Origin of the sequence: Haloferax sp. Atlit-12N, assembly GCF_003383095.1 — an archaeon.
Taxonomy (GTDB): domain Archaea; phylum Halobacteriota; class Halobacteria; order Halobacteriales; family Haloferacaceae; genus Haloferax.
Genome location: NZ_PSYW01000002.1, coordinates 1,027,954 through 1,040,748 on the forward strand (window position 1 = coordinate 1,027,954; position 12,795 = coordinate 1,040,748).

Annotated in this window: 14 protein-coding genes; 8 read left to right on the forward strand and 6 right to left on the reverse strand. The window is 67.2% G+C overall.

The genetic code is table 11. From position 1 onward, the window contains the following. Positions 1-87: 87 nt before the first annotated feature. The gene (locus C5B90_RS13385) at positions 88-420 is read right to left on the reverse strand and encodes a hypothetical protein (RefSeq protein ID WP_115882178.1); all 333 of its coding nucleotides are present in this window, start codon (positions 418-420) and stop codon (positions 88-90) included. 482 nt (positions 421-902) lie between these two features. Here C5B90_RS13385 and C5B90_RS13390 point away from each other — a divergent pair, with 482 nt between their 5' ends. From C5B90_RS13390 to C5B90_RS13405, 4 genes are all read left to right on the forward strand, one after another. After that, positions 903-1,565 carry a helix-turn-helix domain-containing protein gene (locus tag C5B90_RS13390; RefSeq protein ID WP_115882180.1) on the forward strand — a complete coding sequence of 221 codons (663 nt, stop codon included), beginning with the start codon at positions 903-905 and terminating at the stop codon, positions 1,563-1,565. Between the two features lie 108 nt (positions 1,566-1,673). Next, positions 1,674-2,396, forward strand: a complete 723-nt coding sequence (locus tag C5B90_RS13395) for a 5-formyltetrahydrofolate cyclo-ligase (protein ID WP_115882182.1) — start codon at positions 1,674-1,676, stop codon at positions 2,394-2,396. Between the two features lie 42 nt (positions 2,397-2,438). Continuing rightward, positions 2,439-3,743, forward strand: a complete 1,305-nt coding sequence (locus tag C5B90_RS13400) for a TIGR00341 family protein (RefSeq protein ID WP_115882184.1) — start codon at positions 2,439-2,441, stop codon at positions 3,741-3,743. 137 nt (positions 3,744-3,880) lie between these two features. After that, positions 3,881-4,618: an SIMPL domain-containing protein gene (locus C5B90_RS13405; RefSeq protein WP_115882186.1), complete on the forward strand. Its 738-nt coding sequence runs from the start codon at positions 3,881-3,883 to the stop codon at positions 4,616-4,618. A gap of 150 nt (positions 4,619-4,768) precedes the next feature. Here C5B90_RS13405 and C5B90_RS13410 read toward each other — a convergent pair whose 3' ends face one another. Next, positions 4,769-5,746 carry an NOG1 family protein gene (locus C5B90_RS13410; RefSeq protein ID WP_115882188.1) on the reverse strand — a complete coding sequence of 326 codons (978 nt, stop codon included), beginning with the start codon at positions 5,744-5,746 and terminating at the stop codon, positions 4,769-4,771. Positions 5,747-5,955: 209 nt separating this feature from the next. Between C5B90_RS13410 and C5B90_RS13415 the strand changes: the two genes are divergently transcribed. Continuing rightward, positions 5,956-6,318 carry a DUF5518 domain-containing protein gene (locus C5B90_RS13415; RefSeq protein WP_004976340.1) on the forward strand — a complete coding sequence of 121 codons (363 nt, stop codon included), beginning with the start codon at positions 5,956-5,958 and terminating at the stop codon, positions 6,316-6,318. A gap of 138 nt (positions 6,319-6,456) precedes the next feature. Beyond that, the gene (locus C5B90_RS13420; protein WP_115882190.1) at positions 6,457-7,233 is read left to right on the forward strand and encodes a hypothetical protein; all 777 of its coding nucleotides are present in this window, start codon (positions 6,457-6,459) and stop codon (positions 7,231-7,233) included. 39 nt (positions 7,234-7,272) lie between these two features. Here the strand turns inward: C5B90_RS13420 and C5B90_RS13425 are convergent, their stop codons facing one another. Next, on the reverse strand, positions 7,273-7,770 hold the full coding sequence (locus C5B90_RS13425) for a DUF367 family protein (protein WP_042662239.1): 498 nt from the start codon (positions 7,768-7,770) through the stop codon (positions 7,273-7,275). A 129-nt stretch (positions 7,771-7,899) separates the two neighbouring features. Between C5B90_RS13425 and C5B90_RS13430 the strand changes: the two genes are divergently transcribed. Next, positions 7,900-8,250 (forward strand): nuclear transport factor 2 family protein, encoded by a 351-nt coding sequence (locus tag C5B90_RS13430; RefSeq protein WP_115882192.1) that lies wholly within the window; start codon positions 7,900-7,902, stop codon positions 8,248-8,250. 83 nt (positions 8,251-8,333) lie between these two features. Here C5B90_RS13430 and serS read toward each other — a convergent pair whose 3' ends face one another. The 3 genes from serS to C5B90_RS13445 all read right to left on the reverse strand — a co-directional run bounded on the left by serS (position 8,334) and on the right by C5B90_RS13445 (position 11,794). Next, complete coding sequence (serS, locus tag C5B90_RS13435; protein WP_115882194.1) at positions 8,334-9,716, reverse strand: serine--tRNA ligase; 1,383 nt, start codon at positions 9,714-9,716, stop codon at positions 8,334-8,336. Between the two features lie 108 nt (positions 9,717-9,824). Further along, positions 9,825-11,393, reverse strand: coding sequence for a DASS family sodium-coupled anion symporter (locus tag C5B90_RS13440; protein WP_115882196.1), 1,569 nt, complete (start codon positions 11,391-11,393; stop codon positions 9,825-9,827). A gap of 140 nt (positions 11,394-11,533) precedes the next feature. Next, positions 11,534-11,794, reverse strand: a complete 261-nt coding sequence (locus C5B90_RS13445) for a hypothetical protein (RefSeq protein ID WP_115882198.1) — start codon at positions 11,792-11,794, stop codon at positions 11,534-11,536. An 83-nt stretch (positions 11,795-11,877) separates the two neighbouring features. Here C5B90_RS13445 and C5B90_RS13450 point away from each other — a divergent pair, with 83 nt between their 5' ends. Continuing rightward, positions 11,878-12,786: an MBL fold metallo-hydrolase gene (locus tag C5B90_RS13450; RefSeq protein ID WP_115882200.1), complete on the forward strand. Its 909-nt coding sequence runs from the start codon at positions 11,878-11,880 to the stop codon at positions 12,784-12,786. Positions 12,787-12,795: the final 9 nt, after the last annotated feature.

Below are 12,795 nucleotides of genomic sequence, written 5' to 3' on the forward strand. Positions count from 1 at the left end.
CGAGGCGTCGGCGTCCGAAAAAATCACGTCTCCGGGCGAGTCGCCCCCACGACGGCTCGCCGACGACGCGTGAATGAGGCGGCCGCGTCAGTCACAGCCGCTGGCCGATAGCTCGCCCGCGTTCTCGTCGATGAATCGCAGCAGCGGCTCGATTTCGTCGAATCGAGGGCCGCACGCGACGGAACCGCGACGACGGTTCCACTCGACGAAGCCGGCGTCGGCGAGTTTCGGGAGATGAACGTGGAACAGTTCCACCTTCAGTCGGTCGCGGTCGCGGCCGCCACCAACGGCCGCGTCCCGCGTTGCCGCTTCGAGGCGCGCGCGTCGCCGTCGGCGAAGGTCCATCAGCAACCGTCGCCGATGGACGTTCCCGAGGGCGTCGAACGCCTCGTCGAGGCGGGGGGACGTCGCGGCTACCATCGGCGCGACCCCCGTTGGATCCGAACAGGCGTCGCGCGACGGGCGCGAGACGCCGAGCCAAAGCGTCTCCCGCAAGTCGCCGGAAGGCCCCGCTCCGGGCACCCGGTGGACACCACCCGATACCGGTACCGTCGAGAGCGCGGCCCGTCAATCACACGTCCGTACACCTCTGCGCCACCACGGCGCGGGTTGACGGTGTACGGCTGTCGATGTCTGTGTGCGTTCACAACTACGTTCCCCGAAGGAGCATAGCTAGCAAGTCAGCATTCTCTTTCTGCTTTCACACTCCGGTCATTGAAATACCACATCCGAAAACCTACGGGACACGTTATGAACCGAATCTGGTCACGAACGGGTTGTATCGGCCTGAATGCTAGCTAAATGAGGTGAATGCCGGCTTCCCTGTCTCACCTCAAGCCCCGAATTTTAGCAGTGGTTCGACAAGAGAGTTCAATACGGCGGCGGCTGAAGGTCAGCCAGTAATGGCCGTAATCGTCGAGTTGACGATCGACTCAGAGAGCTTCGACCTCGGGAGGGTCACCGCCGTGTCGAACGGCGTCCACATCGAGCTAGAGCGCGTCGTCCCGACCGGCGGTGAGGTCATGCCGTTCTTCTGGGCGCAGGGCGCCGACTTCGAGGCGTTCGAACACGCCGTCCGAGACGACCGCCTCGTCGACGATTTGGCGGCCGTCGCCCGCGTCGCCGACCGCGTGCTGTACAAGGTCAACTGGGGCGAGACCACGTCGAGTCTGACCCAGATTCTCACCGACAGCGAAGCGACGATTCTCGAAGCCCACGGCAACGACCCGTGGATGTTCCGCCTCCGGTTCAACGACCACGCGGCACTCACCGACTTCCACAACCTCTGTCAGGAGGAGGACATCGAGTTCCACGTCGAGCGCATCTATACCCTCGCGGAGGGCGAGCCGGGAGTCTACAACTTCGACATCACCGACGAACAACAGGAGGCGCTCGTCACCGCCGTCTCGGAGGGCTACTTCGAGGTCCCTCGCCAGACCACGCTCAGCGAGGTGGCCGACCGACTCGGAATCAGCCCGCAGGCCGCCTCCGAGCGCGTCCGTCGCGGGGCCGACACGGTCCTGCGGAAGGTGCTTCTGTCGCAGTCGGCGGCCGACCTCTCGTAGCGCCCCGACCCGCCGGCCTGCCGAGCCCGCGACGACGGACGCCGCTCGCGCCCCGAACGGAGGAGCGGGGGAGCTATTGGTCCGCCGCGAGTACGCGGCGGCGACGCGATGGACAAAGCGACGCTCCGAACGACGGTGTGGGACGACCTCGAATCGTCGGGCGCGGCCCGGTTTCCCTTCCCGCCGCACGGCCGCATCCCGAACTTCGCCGACGCGAGCGCGGCCGCCGAGCGACTCGCAAAGACGCCCGAGTGGGCCGACGCCGATGCCGTGAAGGCCAATCCGGATGCCCCGCAACTCCCCGTCAGGAGGCGGGCGCTCCGCGAGGGCAAGACCGTCTACATGGCCGTGCCGCGGCTCCGCGACGAGGAGTGTTTCTACGAACTTGACCCCGCGCGCATCGACGACGAACACCTCGACAGCGCACCGACCGTCTCGCACGTCGAGACCTACGCCGACAAGGTCGGTCCCGACGCCCTGCCGCCCATCGACCTCGTCGTCTCGGGGTCGGTCGCCGTCTCCGAGGCGGGCGCTCGCGTCGGGAAGGGCGAGGGGTTCAGCGACCTCGAATACGCGGTGTTGCGAGGGCTGGGAGCCGTCTCCGCGGAGACGACCGTGGCGACGACGGTCCACGAGCGACAGGTCCGTGACGACCTGCCGGAGCCGGACGCCCACGACGTGCCGATGGACATCGTCGTCACCCCCGAGCGGCTGGTCCGAACCGAGACCCCGTATCCGAGACCCACGGGCATCGACTGGGACGCGCTCCCCGACGAGCGCCTCGACGAGATGCCGGTCCTCCGGCGGTTGCACGACGGGTCCGACGAGTAGCCGAGCCCCTGCTTATTTCACCGCCCGGGCCGACGTGAGGCCGTGCGACTCGTACAGGTGTTGGTGCCGACCGGCAAGCGCGAGGCCGTCCTGCGGACGCTCGACGAGGAGGGCGTGGACTACGCCGTCTCCGAGGAGACCTCCGGGCGCGGCTTCGTCGCCGTCGTCACCTTCCCGGTCCCAAAGGAGGCCGTCGAACCGGTGTTGGCGCGGCTCCGCGAAGCGGGCGTCGAGCGCGACGCCTACACCGTCGTCGTCGCGGCCGAGACGGTCGCGTCCAAGCGGTTCGACCAACTGCGCGAGCAGTACGAGGAAGACGACGAGAACGGCGACCGCATCGCCCGCGAGGAACTGGCCTCGAAGGCCGCGGACCTCGCGCCGTCGGTGTCGACCTACGTGCTCATGACGGTCATCTCGGCGCTCGTCGCCACCGCGGGCCTGCTTCTCGACTCGCCGGCCGTGGTCGTCGGCTCGATGGTCATCGCCCCGCTCGTCGGTCCCGCGATGTCCGCGAGCGTCGGCACCGTCGTCGACGACGACGAGATGTTCGCCCGCGGAGTTCGCCTGCAGGCGCTCGGCGGCGTCCTCGCGGTCGGTGCGGCCGCCGTCTTCGCCTTCCTGCTCAAACAGACCGGCGCGGTCCCGCTGTCCCCCGCGGAGGTGCTTTCGATTCCCGAGGTGGACGAGCGCCTCGCACCCGACGTGCTGTCGCTCGTCATCGCGCTCGGCGCGGGGGCGGCGGGCGCGATTTCGCTCTCCTCCGGCGTCTCGACCGCGCTCGTCGGCGTCATGATAGCCGCCGCGTTGGTCCCGCCGACCGCCGTCGTCGGCATCGGCGTCGCGTGGGGCGCGCCCGAGGCCGTCGTCGGCTCGGCCATCCTCGTCCTCGTCAACATCCTCTCCGTCAACTTCGTCGCCATCGGCGTCCTCTGGCAGCAGGGCTACCGGCCGGAACGCTGGATTCGCCGCGACGAGGCCCGCCGGGCCGCCCTGTTCCGTATCGCCGTCATCGGGGTCGGCCTGCTCGTCCTCTCGTCGTTCCTCGGCGCGGTCACCTACACGACCTACCGGAACGCCGACTTCCAAGGCGACGCGCGAGACGCCATCGAGGACGTGCTCTCCGACACTGACGCCCGACTGCTATCGATGGAACTGCAGTACGACAGCGGGCCGCTGCAAGAGCCGGACGGCGTCGTCGTGACCGTCGGCTACGACCCGGCCTCGGACCCGCCGATGGTCGAACGCGAACTCACGAGGCGGGTGAACGCCGTCGCCCCCGAGCCGCTGTCGCCGTGGGCCACCGGCGAAATCGACGTCGAAGTGCGTTACGTCGCCGTCGTGGAGTAGTCGGACGCGCCCTCGCTTTCGGCGCGTCGCCGTGCGACCAGCGGGCACGCGCCGGGGATTTCGTCACCCGTTTCGAAGGCTACAGTCGCTCTTTGTCTCTAGCGCGAGTTGAATAGCTGAACCGACGTACGATGGGTATGCAACGACGCACGATTGCTCCGATATTCCTCGTCGGCCTCGTCCTCCTCGCGGGCTGCCTCTCGGCACCCCTGCAGGCGACGACCGACGGCGGCGTAGACGCGACGAACGCGACGACCATCTCCACGACCGGTACCGGCGAAGTGACCGCCGACGCCGACCTCGCCGTGGTCTCCATCGCCGTGACGACCACCGCCGACTCGGCCGACGAGGCCCGCGGCACCGTCGCCGACGACGTAGCCGCCGTCCGCGCCGCCCTCACCGACGCCGGTGTCGCCGAGGACGCCATCCAGACGACCGGCTTCAACATCTACCCCGAGTACGACTACAGCGGCCAGGAGCGCGACCTCCTCGGCTACCGCGCCACCCACACCCTCCGCGTCGAGGTCGCCCCCGACCGCGCCGGTGAAGTCATCGACCTCGCGGTCGGTGCCGGTGCCAGCGAAATCCGCGGCGTCGCCTTCACGCTCACCGACGAGAAGCGCGCCGAACTCCGCGAGGAGGCCCTGACCCGCGCCGTCGACTCCGCGAAGGCCGACGCCGACGCCGTCGCCAGCGCCTCCGACCTGACCGTCACGGGCGTCCACACCGCTACCGTCGGCGGCAGCGCCTCGCCCGGTCCGTACCCGGTCGCCTACGCCGAGGACGCCGCACGCGCCTCGTCCGGTTCGACCGAACTCTCGCCCGGCCCCGTGACCGTCTCGGCGACCGTCCAGATGGTCTACGAAGCCGAATAAGAATAGGAACCCGCGCCCCGCTGACTGAACTCTCGGTTCGGCCAACCTCACGTCCTCTTTCTCCGATACTCACCCCGTAGCCGCGGCTCTCCCCTCGAGGTGTCGCGGCGTGGCGAAAACGACGGAACCCGAAAATCCGCGTCGATTCGATTACTCGTTGCGCGACGGCGGGATGTCGGGTTCGAACCCGATGGCCTCGACCGCGGCGTCGAGGACGGCCTCGACGTTCTCGCCCGTCTCGACGCTCATGTAGAGGTCGGCCTCCATGTCGGTCGAGCGATCGCTCTTGTTACAGACAGTGAGCACCGGGATGTCGCGCTCCTCGAAGCGCGCCTTCACGGCGTCGCGGAGTTCGAGTTGCGACTCGATGGGGTAGCCGCACGCCCCGCTGGCATCGGCGACGAAGAGGACGGCGTCCGCGAGGTGTTCGAGGGCGCTCACGGCCTGCCGCTCGATGTCGTTGCGCTCGTCTTCGGGCCGGTCGAGCAGTCCCGGCGTGTCGATAATCTGGTAGCGGATGCGGTCGCGGTCGAAGTGCCCGATTTGGACGCCCTTCGTCGTGAAGGGGTAGCGGGCGATTTCGTTCGACGCGCGGGTCACGTCGTTGACGAACGAGGACTTGCCGACGTTCGGGTAGCCGGCGACGACGATTGCCGGTTCGTCCGGGCGGATGTCGGGGAGGTCCTTCAGGGCGTCGCGCGCCTCGCCGATGCGGAGCAGGTCGTCTTCGACCTCCTCGACGACGCTCGCCATGCGGGCGAACGCCTGCTTTCGGTGCTTTCGCGCGAGGTCCGCGTCGGTCTTGCGGAGCTTCGGCTGGTACTCGCGGGCGATGTTGTCGACCTGCCGGGAGGCCCACATCACTTCCGAGAGGCTCTTTCGGACCTCGTCAACGTCGACGATGGCGTCGGCGAGTTCGTAGTAGAAGGGGTCGACCGTCCCGAAGTCGGGCCACTCGACGACGACGTTCTCGAGGTTGTCGGAAAGGATGTTCGACGCCGTCTGGAGCATCGACTGCTGAGCCTCCAACTTGTTCTGCTTCGCTCGCCCCGTGCGCGCGGCCCGCGAGAAGGCCTTGTCGATGAGTTCGTCCGACCGGGGCGTGGTCGGGAGAGACTCGAAAATCATTGCAGTCCGCTACATGGCCGAGCCGTAAAAGCGCGTCCGTTTGGGGCTCGGCGCTTCGAGCGGTAGATTCGCCGTGCAGGTCTCACGCACGGTTCGACTGGAAGCGAGGGGGTCGCGGCCGACCGACGCGGGGGCGCGGACGTGAGCGAGCGGCCGAGCACCCCGCGACCGCCACGAAGTTCTTGCCCGCCCGCGGCCTACTTCGACCCATGACTGACTGGAAAGCGGTCGCTGTCGGGTTCGTCGTCATCGTCGTCGTCGGCACCGGCGGGCTCGCGCTCCCGCTCATCGGCCAAATCGGGGCGGGCCTGCTCGGGGGCTTCGCGGCGGGCTACCTCGCGGGCGGCACGCTCGGTAACGGCGCGTGGAACGGCCTCGTCGCGGGGTCCATCTCGGGCATCGTCGTGACGCTCCTCGCGGCCCTGCTCGGGAGTCTTCTCGGACTCGCCGGTGGGCCGCTGGGCGGACTCCTCGGCGGCGTCGGCGTCCTCGTCGCGGGCGTCGTGTTGACGCTCATCTTCGCAATCGACAGCGCCATCGCCGGGGCCGTCGGCGCGTGGGTGAAGGGGTAGCCCGACGGCGCGGGGCCGCGACCCCTGACCTCGCCGAGTGCGATAGTCCAGAAATCGGGGTTTAGCATGGTCCTAAGCCCCATTATTTCACGTAAACGGTCTCGGGTCTCTAAGGGGGAGGGACCACACCCGACGGCCATGGGTAAGGAGTCAACGCACACCCGTCGAAGAACCCTCCAATCGATTTGCGGCGTCGCCGTCGCCGGTCTCACCGGTCTCGCTGGATGTAGCTCGTCTGGGGACTCGGACCCGACGACGCGAACGACCGACGCGGGGACACAGACCACGACCGAGACGCAGACCACGACGACCGCGAACGAGACGACTGCGAACGAGACGACCGAACAGGAGGAAGAAACAACCGAAAGCGGGCTCGAAGCCGCCGACTTCGTCGAGAACCCCGAGGAGATACACCCGACGCTGGTCGAGGAGACATCGGTCCCCTCGGACGAGGTCTTGCTCGGCTTTCGGCTCGAAGACTCGTCGCTTCCGTTCACGACCGAGGTGTACCGCGCGCCCGACGACGCCGAAGTGCAGGCGACGGAAACGTACGACACCCAAGACCTCTCGGAGGTCGACCTGCTCCCCGACTCGCCACAGTCGCTCGACACCGTCGACACCGACCGCGAGGACATCCACTACGGGACGACGACCATCGGCGAGCCGCTGAAAGTCACGCTCGTCGCGCGCCACGACAGCGACACTATCGACTGGAGCGCGTGGTCTCGAACCGGCCATCCGTACGACGGTCACAACGAAGAAGACCCCGCGCTCGAAGTCGACTGTTACTGCGGCGGGATGAACTACACCGCGCCGAGCGGCGGGACGTGGGCGCGAGTGATTCAGGTGACGCCGACCGAGCGCGTCGACACCGGGACGACCGTCGCGCTCAACTGGACATCGAGCCGGCTCTGAAGGCGGAGTCGACGCGGTTCGCCGCTCCGTAGTCGAGTGTTACTCGCCGCGTTCGAGATACTCCCGCTGAATCTCGACGACCTCGGTCGAGTCCGCACACTCCGAATACCGGCGGAGCGGCTCCTCGTTGAGTTCGAGGAACGTGTGGCCCCAGTTGAACTTCGAGAGCACGTCCTCGGCCCGCTTCTTCTCGCCGAAGATGACGAGCGCGGCGGCTATCGCCTCGACCGTCGTCAGCTGCATCGGGCGGCCGAAGTTCACGGGGTTAGCGGCGACGAGATAGGGAAGCGCGCGGTGCTCGCCGGGGAGCGAGAACATGGCCTCGCCGGCCGACTCCCACGAGCAGTCGAGCGCGACGAGCGCGCCGGTGTCCGCGTCGGCGGGCGACAGCGCCCTGTCGGCGTGGGGGTTGAGCACGACGCCGTAGGGAGTCTCGCGGTCGGAGCCGTGGAGGGCGGCCATGTCGAAGCGTTCGAGCTTCTTCGCCGTGCACTTCTTCGGGTCGTCGTCGCCCTCGTATCGAACGTGCAGGTCCACAGCCGCGATACGCGGCTGGCAGAGAAAAGCGTCCCGAACGCGGTGGCACGCGCGGGGCGTTCGACGGCAGCGCCGGCACGCCGGCAGCACCGGCGTCGGATTCTTGCCGCCGGCCGACGAATAGCGGGTGTGCATCCCGACGCGACGTATCTGGCCCGGCAGTACTACACGGCGCTCGACCACCACGGATACGACATGCTTCGGAACATCCTCGAACCGGAGTTCGTCCAGCACCGCGGCGACATGACGCTCTCGGGGCGCGAGGAGTTCGTCTCGTTCATGCGAGACGACAGGCCGCAGAAGGACACGCGACACGTCATCGAACGCTACATCCAGTCGAAGTCCGACGACGAAATCGTCGTCCGCGGCCACCTCGAAGACCGCGACGGCGACGAACTGTTCGTCTTTCTCGACCGGTTCCGTGCCCACGACGGGAAGCTCTCGGACCTGAAGACGTTCGTCAAGTCGTCGCCGAACTGACGGCGTGCGTCGCCGGGGAAAACGGGAGAGAGGGGAGAAAGGGAAGAGAAGAGAAACTCGCGGTCGCGGCGTGCGTCAGTCGCTCAGTCTTTCTTCCCGGCACCGACGGCGGCCTCGCCGACGGGCTCGTGGCCCTCAATGACCTCGCGGCCACCCATGTAGGGCTGGAGCGGTTCGGGCACGTCGACCGTGCCGTCCTCGTTTTGGTAGTATTCGAGCAGCGCGACCATGACGCGGCCGACGGCCGTGCCCGACGCGTTGAGCGTGTGGAGGTACTCGGCCGACTCGTGGCGCTCGGGGCGGTAGCGGAGGCCGGCGCGGCGCGCCTGGAAGTCCTCGAAGTTCGAGGCCGACGAGACCTCAAGCCAGCGGCCACCCTGTTCGGGGGCGTCGTCCGACTCCGTGCCAGGAGCCCACACTTCGAGGTCGTAGGTCTTCGCCGACGCGAAGGTGAGGTCGCCGGTGCAAAGCGAGAGGACACGGTACGGCAGGCCGAGTCGGTCGAGTACTTCGGCGGCCTCGTCGACGAGGGCTTCGAGCCGGTCGTACGACTCCTCGGGCTCGACGAAGTTGACGAGTTCGACCTTGTTGAACTGGTGGACACGGACGATACCGCGGGTTTCGGTGCCGTGTTCGCCCGCTTCGCGCCGGAAGTTCGGCGTGTACGCCTGGTGCTTCAGCGGGAGGTCGTCCTTCAGGAGAATCTCGTCGCGGTACATGTTCGTGACCGGGACCTCCGCGGTGGGACAGAGCCACAGGTCGTCGTCCTCGTAGTTCTCGGTCTCCGAGCCGCCGATGCGGTAGGCGTCTTCCGCGAACTTCGGGAGCTGACCGGTACCCTCCATCGAGGTGGTCTTGACCGGAATCGGTGGGAACAGGTCGACGTACTCCTGTTCGCGGTGCACGTCGAGCATGAACTGGACGAGCGCGTGTTCGAGCATCGCGCCCTCGCCTTTCAGGAAGTAGAAGCCCGAGCCGGTGGTCTTGGCCGCGCGGCTCTCGTCGATGATGTCGAGTTCCTCGCCGAGGTCGTAGTGCGGCGTCACCTCGTCGGGGAGGTCGCGCAGGTCGTCGAAGCCGACGCGGCGGACCTCCTCGTTGTCGGCCTCGTCGGCCCCGACGGGGACCGACTCGTGGGGGAGGTTCGGCAGTTCCATGAGCGCCTCGTCGAGTTCCGCCTCGAGTTCGTCGGCGCGGGCTTCGAGCTCCTGTAGCTCCGTCTTGAGTTCGCCCGAGCGGTCGATGGCCTCCTGCGCTTCCTCGTCTTTCCCTTCTTGCTTCAGCTGGCCGATTTTCTGGCTGACCTCGTTGCGCTCGTGGCGGAGGTCGTCGCCCTCGGCCTTCAGCGAGCGCCACTCGTCGTACACGTCGAGGACGCGGTCGATGTCCACACCCTCCATGTTGCGGGCGGCGAGCGCGTCGCGAACTCGCTCCGGTTCGTCGCGGAGCAGTTGCCTGTCAATCATTGGGCTGTGATTTCCGGGCGGGCGGGAAAATCGTATCGCATCGCCGAGGGATGGGAAGCGGAGACCGGACGGAGAGACGCTGGCGGGCGTCGAAGACCGACGGGTCGGTTACCAGAGGAACGCCGGCCAGACGAACTGGAAGAGGAACCAGATGAGGATGGTCAGTACGCCGGTCATCACGACGTTGAGGACGGTCCCGGCCCGCATCATGTGAGACTGCTTGATGTGGCCGCTCCCGAAGACGATGGCGTTCGGGGGCGTCGCCACCGGCAACGCGAAGGCGAACGAGGCCGCGATAGCCCCGCTGACCGCGAGGAACACGGCCGCGGAGACCTCGGTGAGTCCGAGCGTCGCCGCGAAGACGCTCCCGATGCCGATGAGCACGGGGACGATGATGGTCGCCGTCGCGGTATTCGAGGTCATCTCCGTAAGGAAGATGACGAGGAGCACGATAGCGCCGACGACGAGGATGATGGGCGCGCCGGTCAAGGAGCCGAAGACGGCCTCAGCAAGCCACTTCGTCGCGCCCGTGGAGGCGAACGCGTCAGCCAGCGAGATGCCGCCACCGAAGAGGAGAATCGTTCCCCAGTCGATGTCAGCCAGTTCGTCCCACTCCATCGTGTCCGCGAGGACGAGCGCCGGGATAGAGAACATCCCGACCATCACGTAGTACAGGAGGCCCTGATGCCCCTCGACGCCGAGGAGCGTCATGCCCTCGCCGGTGCCGAACAGGGTGTTGAACACCGGGTCCGGGAGGAACAACTCGAACACGGGGTCAAGGCCGCCGACGACCCACAGCCCGGCGGTGGCGGCGAAGATGTACGCGACACGACGGCCGCGGGTCGAGAGCGTGCCCTCGTCGGCGAGGTACTCGCGCGCCTGTTCGCGAGCGCCCTCCACGTCGTCGACCTCGGGCGGGAAAAAGCGGAACGTGAGGAGGTACCAGACGATGGGAAGGGTGATAGCGACGATTGGGAGTCCGACGAGGAGCCACTCGGCGAAGCCGATGTCGTAGCCGAGGAGCGCGTTGAGTTGAGTTGCGACGACCGCGTTCGGTGGCGTGCCGATGAGGGTGCCGACCCCGCCGACGCTCGCGGCGTAGGCGGTGCCGAGAAGGGTCGCTATCTGCATGTTCGAGAACGTTCCCTCGTCGGCGTCGGCCTCGTAGACCTCCTCGCGGCCGAGCACCTGCGCGAGGACGCCGAGCGCGATGGGCGTCATCATCGCCGTCGTGGCGGTGTTCGAGACCCACATCGACAGGAACGCCGTGGCGAGCATGATAGCGAGGATGAGCCGCCGCGGCGACGACCCCATGACGGCCATGAGCCACAGCGCGATGCGGCGGTCGATGTTGTACTTCTGGAGCGCGTTCGCCAGCATGAAGCCGGCGATGAAGAGGAAGATGAGGTGGTCGGCGAAGCCGGCGAGCGCCGGGTCGATATCGCCGTAGACGCCGTAGGCCGTGAGCAACACCGGTATCGACAGCGCCGTCACCGCGAGGGGAAGCGCGCCGGACACCCAGAGGATGCCGGCGAACACCATCGTCGCTAATGCGTACTGACCCCGCGTCGAAAGCCCCTCAAGCGATGGCCCGAAGGCCAGCGCGAGAGACGCGACGAGGGCGAGCGTGAAGACGGCGAATCGTCCGCGAGCAGTCTTTGTAACACCGCGTATCATTGATACACGCTATCTCTAACGATAGTCTTACTTAATTATTTTCAATACGGTAGCGAATGGAGGTATATCGGTGTCGACAGCCGTCCTCCCGTCGAAATCGGCAGACAGAAGCGAGATTTCGCGTCGCGTCTCGACGCGATTTAAAAGTGGTCGACGAGCGTGCGGACCTGTTCGTCGTCGAGTTCCGCAGCGTACAGCGAGAGCAGGGCGCGGCGGCGCGACCGCGAGAGGCCGCGGCTCCCGGATTCGAGCATGGAGATGTGCGCCTGCATGAGGTCGTCGACGGCGCGCTCGACGGCCCGCTGGTTGTAGCCGGCGGCGACTCTGAGCAGTCGCCACGCCATCGGCGAGACGTCCGAGATGTCGACGTCCGGGAGCGGTTCGCCACCCTGTTCGGACATGGAGACGGCTTTGCGGTCGCCCGTAATCAACGTGGGGGGTCGGCCGACCGAACGCTTTTCTTTCCCGGAGACGGCCGTCAACTATGGCTATTGGCGACGTCGAACCCGTCCCGGACAGTACGGACCTCTACTACGTCGACAGCGGCATGTACGAGGTGGAGAAGTACGGCTCGGTCTACCTCGTCGACGCCGAGAAACCGGCGCTCGTCGACACCGGCATCGCCGCCGACAGAGAGGCGGTCTTCGGGATGCTCGACGAGGTCGGCGTCGACGACCTCGCGTACATCCTGCCGACGCACGTCCACCTCGACCACGCGGGCGGCGCGGGCTACCTCGCCGAACGCTACCCCGACGCGACCGTCATGACCCACGAAATCGGCGCGCCGCACCTCGTGGACCCGTCGCGACTCATCGAGGGCACGAAGGCGGCCGTCGAAGACCAATGGCAGTTCTACGACGAACCCCTCCCAATCGAAGAAGAGCGCGTCGAGGGCCTCACCGACGGCGACGAAATCGACCTCGGCGACCGGACGCTCACGGTCCATCACGCGCCCGGCCACGCGCCGCACCAGGTGATGTTCCACGACGACGGCGACGACGTGCTGTTCGTCGGCGACGCGCTAGGTATCTGGGAGCCGAAGTCGCGGACGCTCCGACAGACCTCGCCGCCCTCGCAGTTCCACCTCCAGAAGGCGCTCGACGACGTGCGGGCCATCGAGGACATCGACCCCGAGACGGTCTGTTTCGGCCACTTCGGCCCGAAGCCCTACGACAGCGACCTCGCCGCAGAGTACAAGCGCGTTCTCGTGGAGTGGGTCGAGGCCATCCGACAGAAGCGCGCTGAACTCGGCGACGACGAGGCCGTCATCGACCACTTCGTCGAGCACACCCAGATGGCCGAGGTGTGGGGCGAGCGCAAGGCCCGCGACGAAGAGCGACTGAACACCCGCGGCGTGCTCGGCTACCTCGACTACATCGGCGACGACGAGTGACGCGAGTCG

Excerpts from the sequence above, each read along its gene's own strand:
- C5B90_RS13420 (WP_115882190.1), top strand. The coding sequence starts at position 6,457 with ATGGGTAAGGAGTCAACGCACACCCGTCGAAGAACCCTCCAATCGATT.
- C5B90_RS13415 (WP_004976340.1), top strand. The coding sequence starts at position 5,956 with ATGACTGACTGGAAAGCGGTCGCTGTCGGGTTCGTCGTCATCGTCGTC.
- C5B90_RS13390 (WP_115882180.1), top strand. The coding sequence starts at position 903 with ATGGCCGTAATCGTCGAGTTGACGATCGACTCAGAGAGCTTCGACCTC.
- C5B90_RS13410 (WP_115882188.1), bottom strand. The coding sequence starts at position 5,746 with ATGATTTTCGAGTCTCTCCCGACCACGCCCCGGTCGGACGAACTCATC.
- serS (WP_115882194.1), bottom strand. The coding sequence starts at position 9,716 with ATGATTGACAGGCAACTGCTCCGCGACGAACCGGAGCGAGTTCGCGAC.
- C5B90_RS13405 (WP_115882186.1), top strand. The coding sequence starts at position 3,881 with ATGCAACGACGCACGATTGCTCCGATATTCCTCGTCGGCCTCGTCCTC.
- C5B90_RS13440 (WP_115882196.1), bottom strand. The coding sequence starts at position 11,393 with ATGATACGCGGTGTTACAAAGACTGCTCGCGGACGATTCGCCGTCTTC.
- C5B90_RS13395 (WP_115882182.1), top strand. The coding sequence starts at position 1,674 with ATGGACAAAGCGACGCTCCGAACGACGGTGTGGGACGACCTCGAATCG.
- C5B90_RS13445 (WP_115882198.1), bottom strand. The coding sequence starts at position 11,794 with ATGTCCGAACAGGGTGGCGAACCGCTCCCGGACGTCGACATCTCGGAC.
- C5B90_RS13385 (WP_115882178.1), bottom strand. The coding sequence starts at position 420 with ATGGTAGCCGCGACGTCCCCCCGCCTCGACGAGGCGTTCGACGCCCTC.
- C5B90_RS13450 (WP_115882200.1), top strand. The coding sequence starts at position 11,878 with ATGGCTATTGGCGACGTCGAACCCGTCCCGGACAGTACGGACCTCTAC.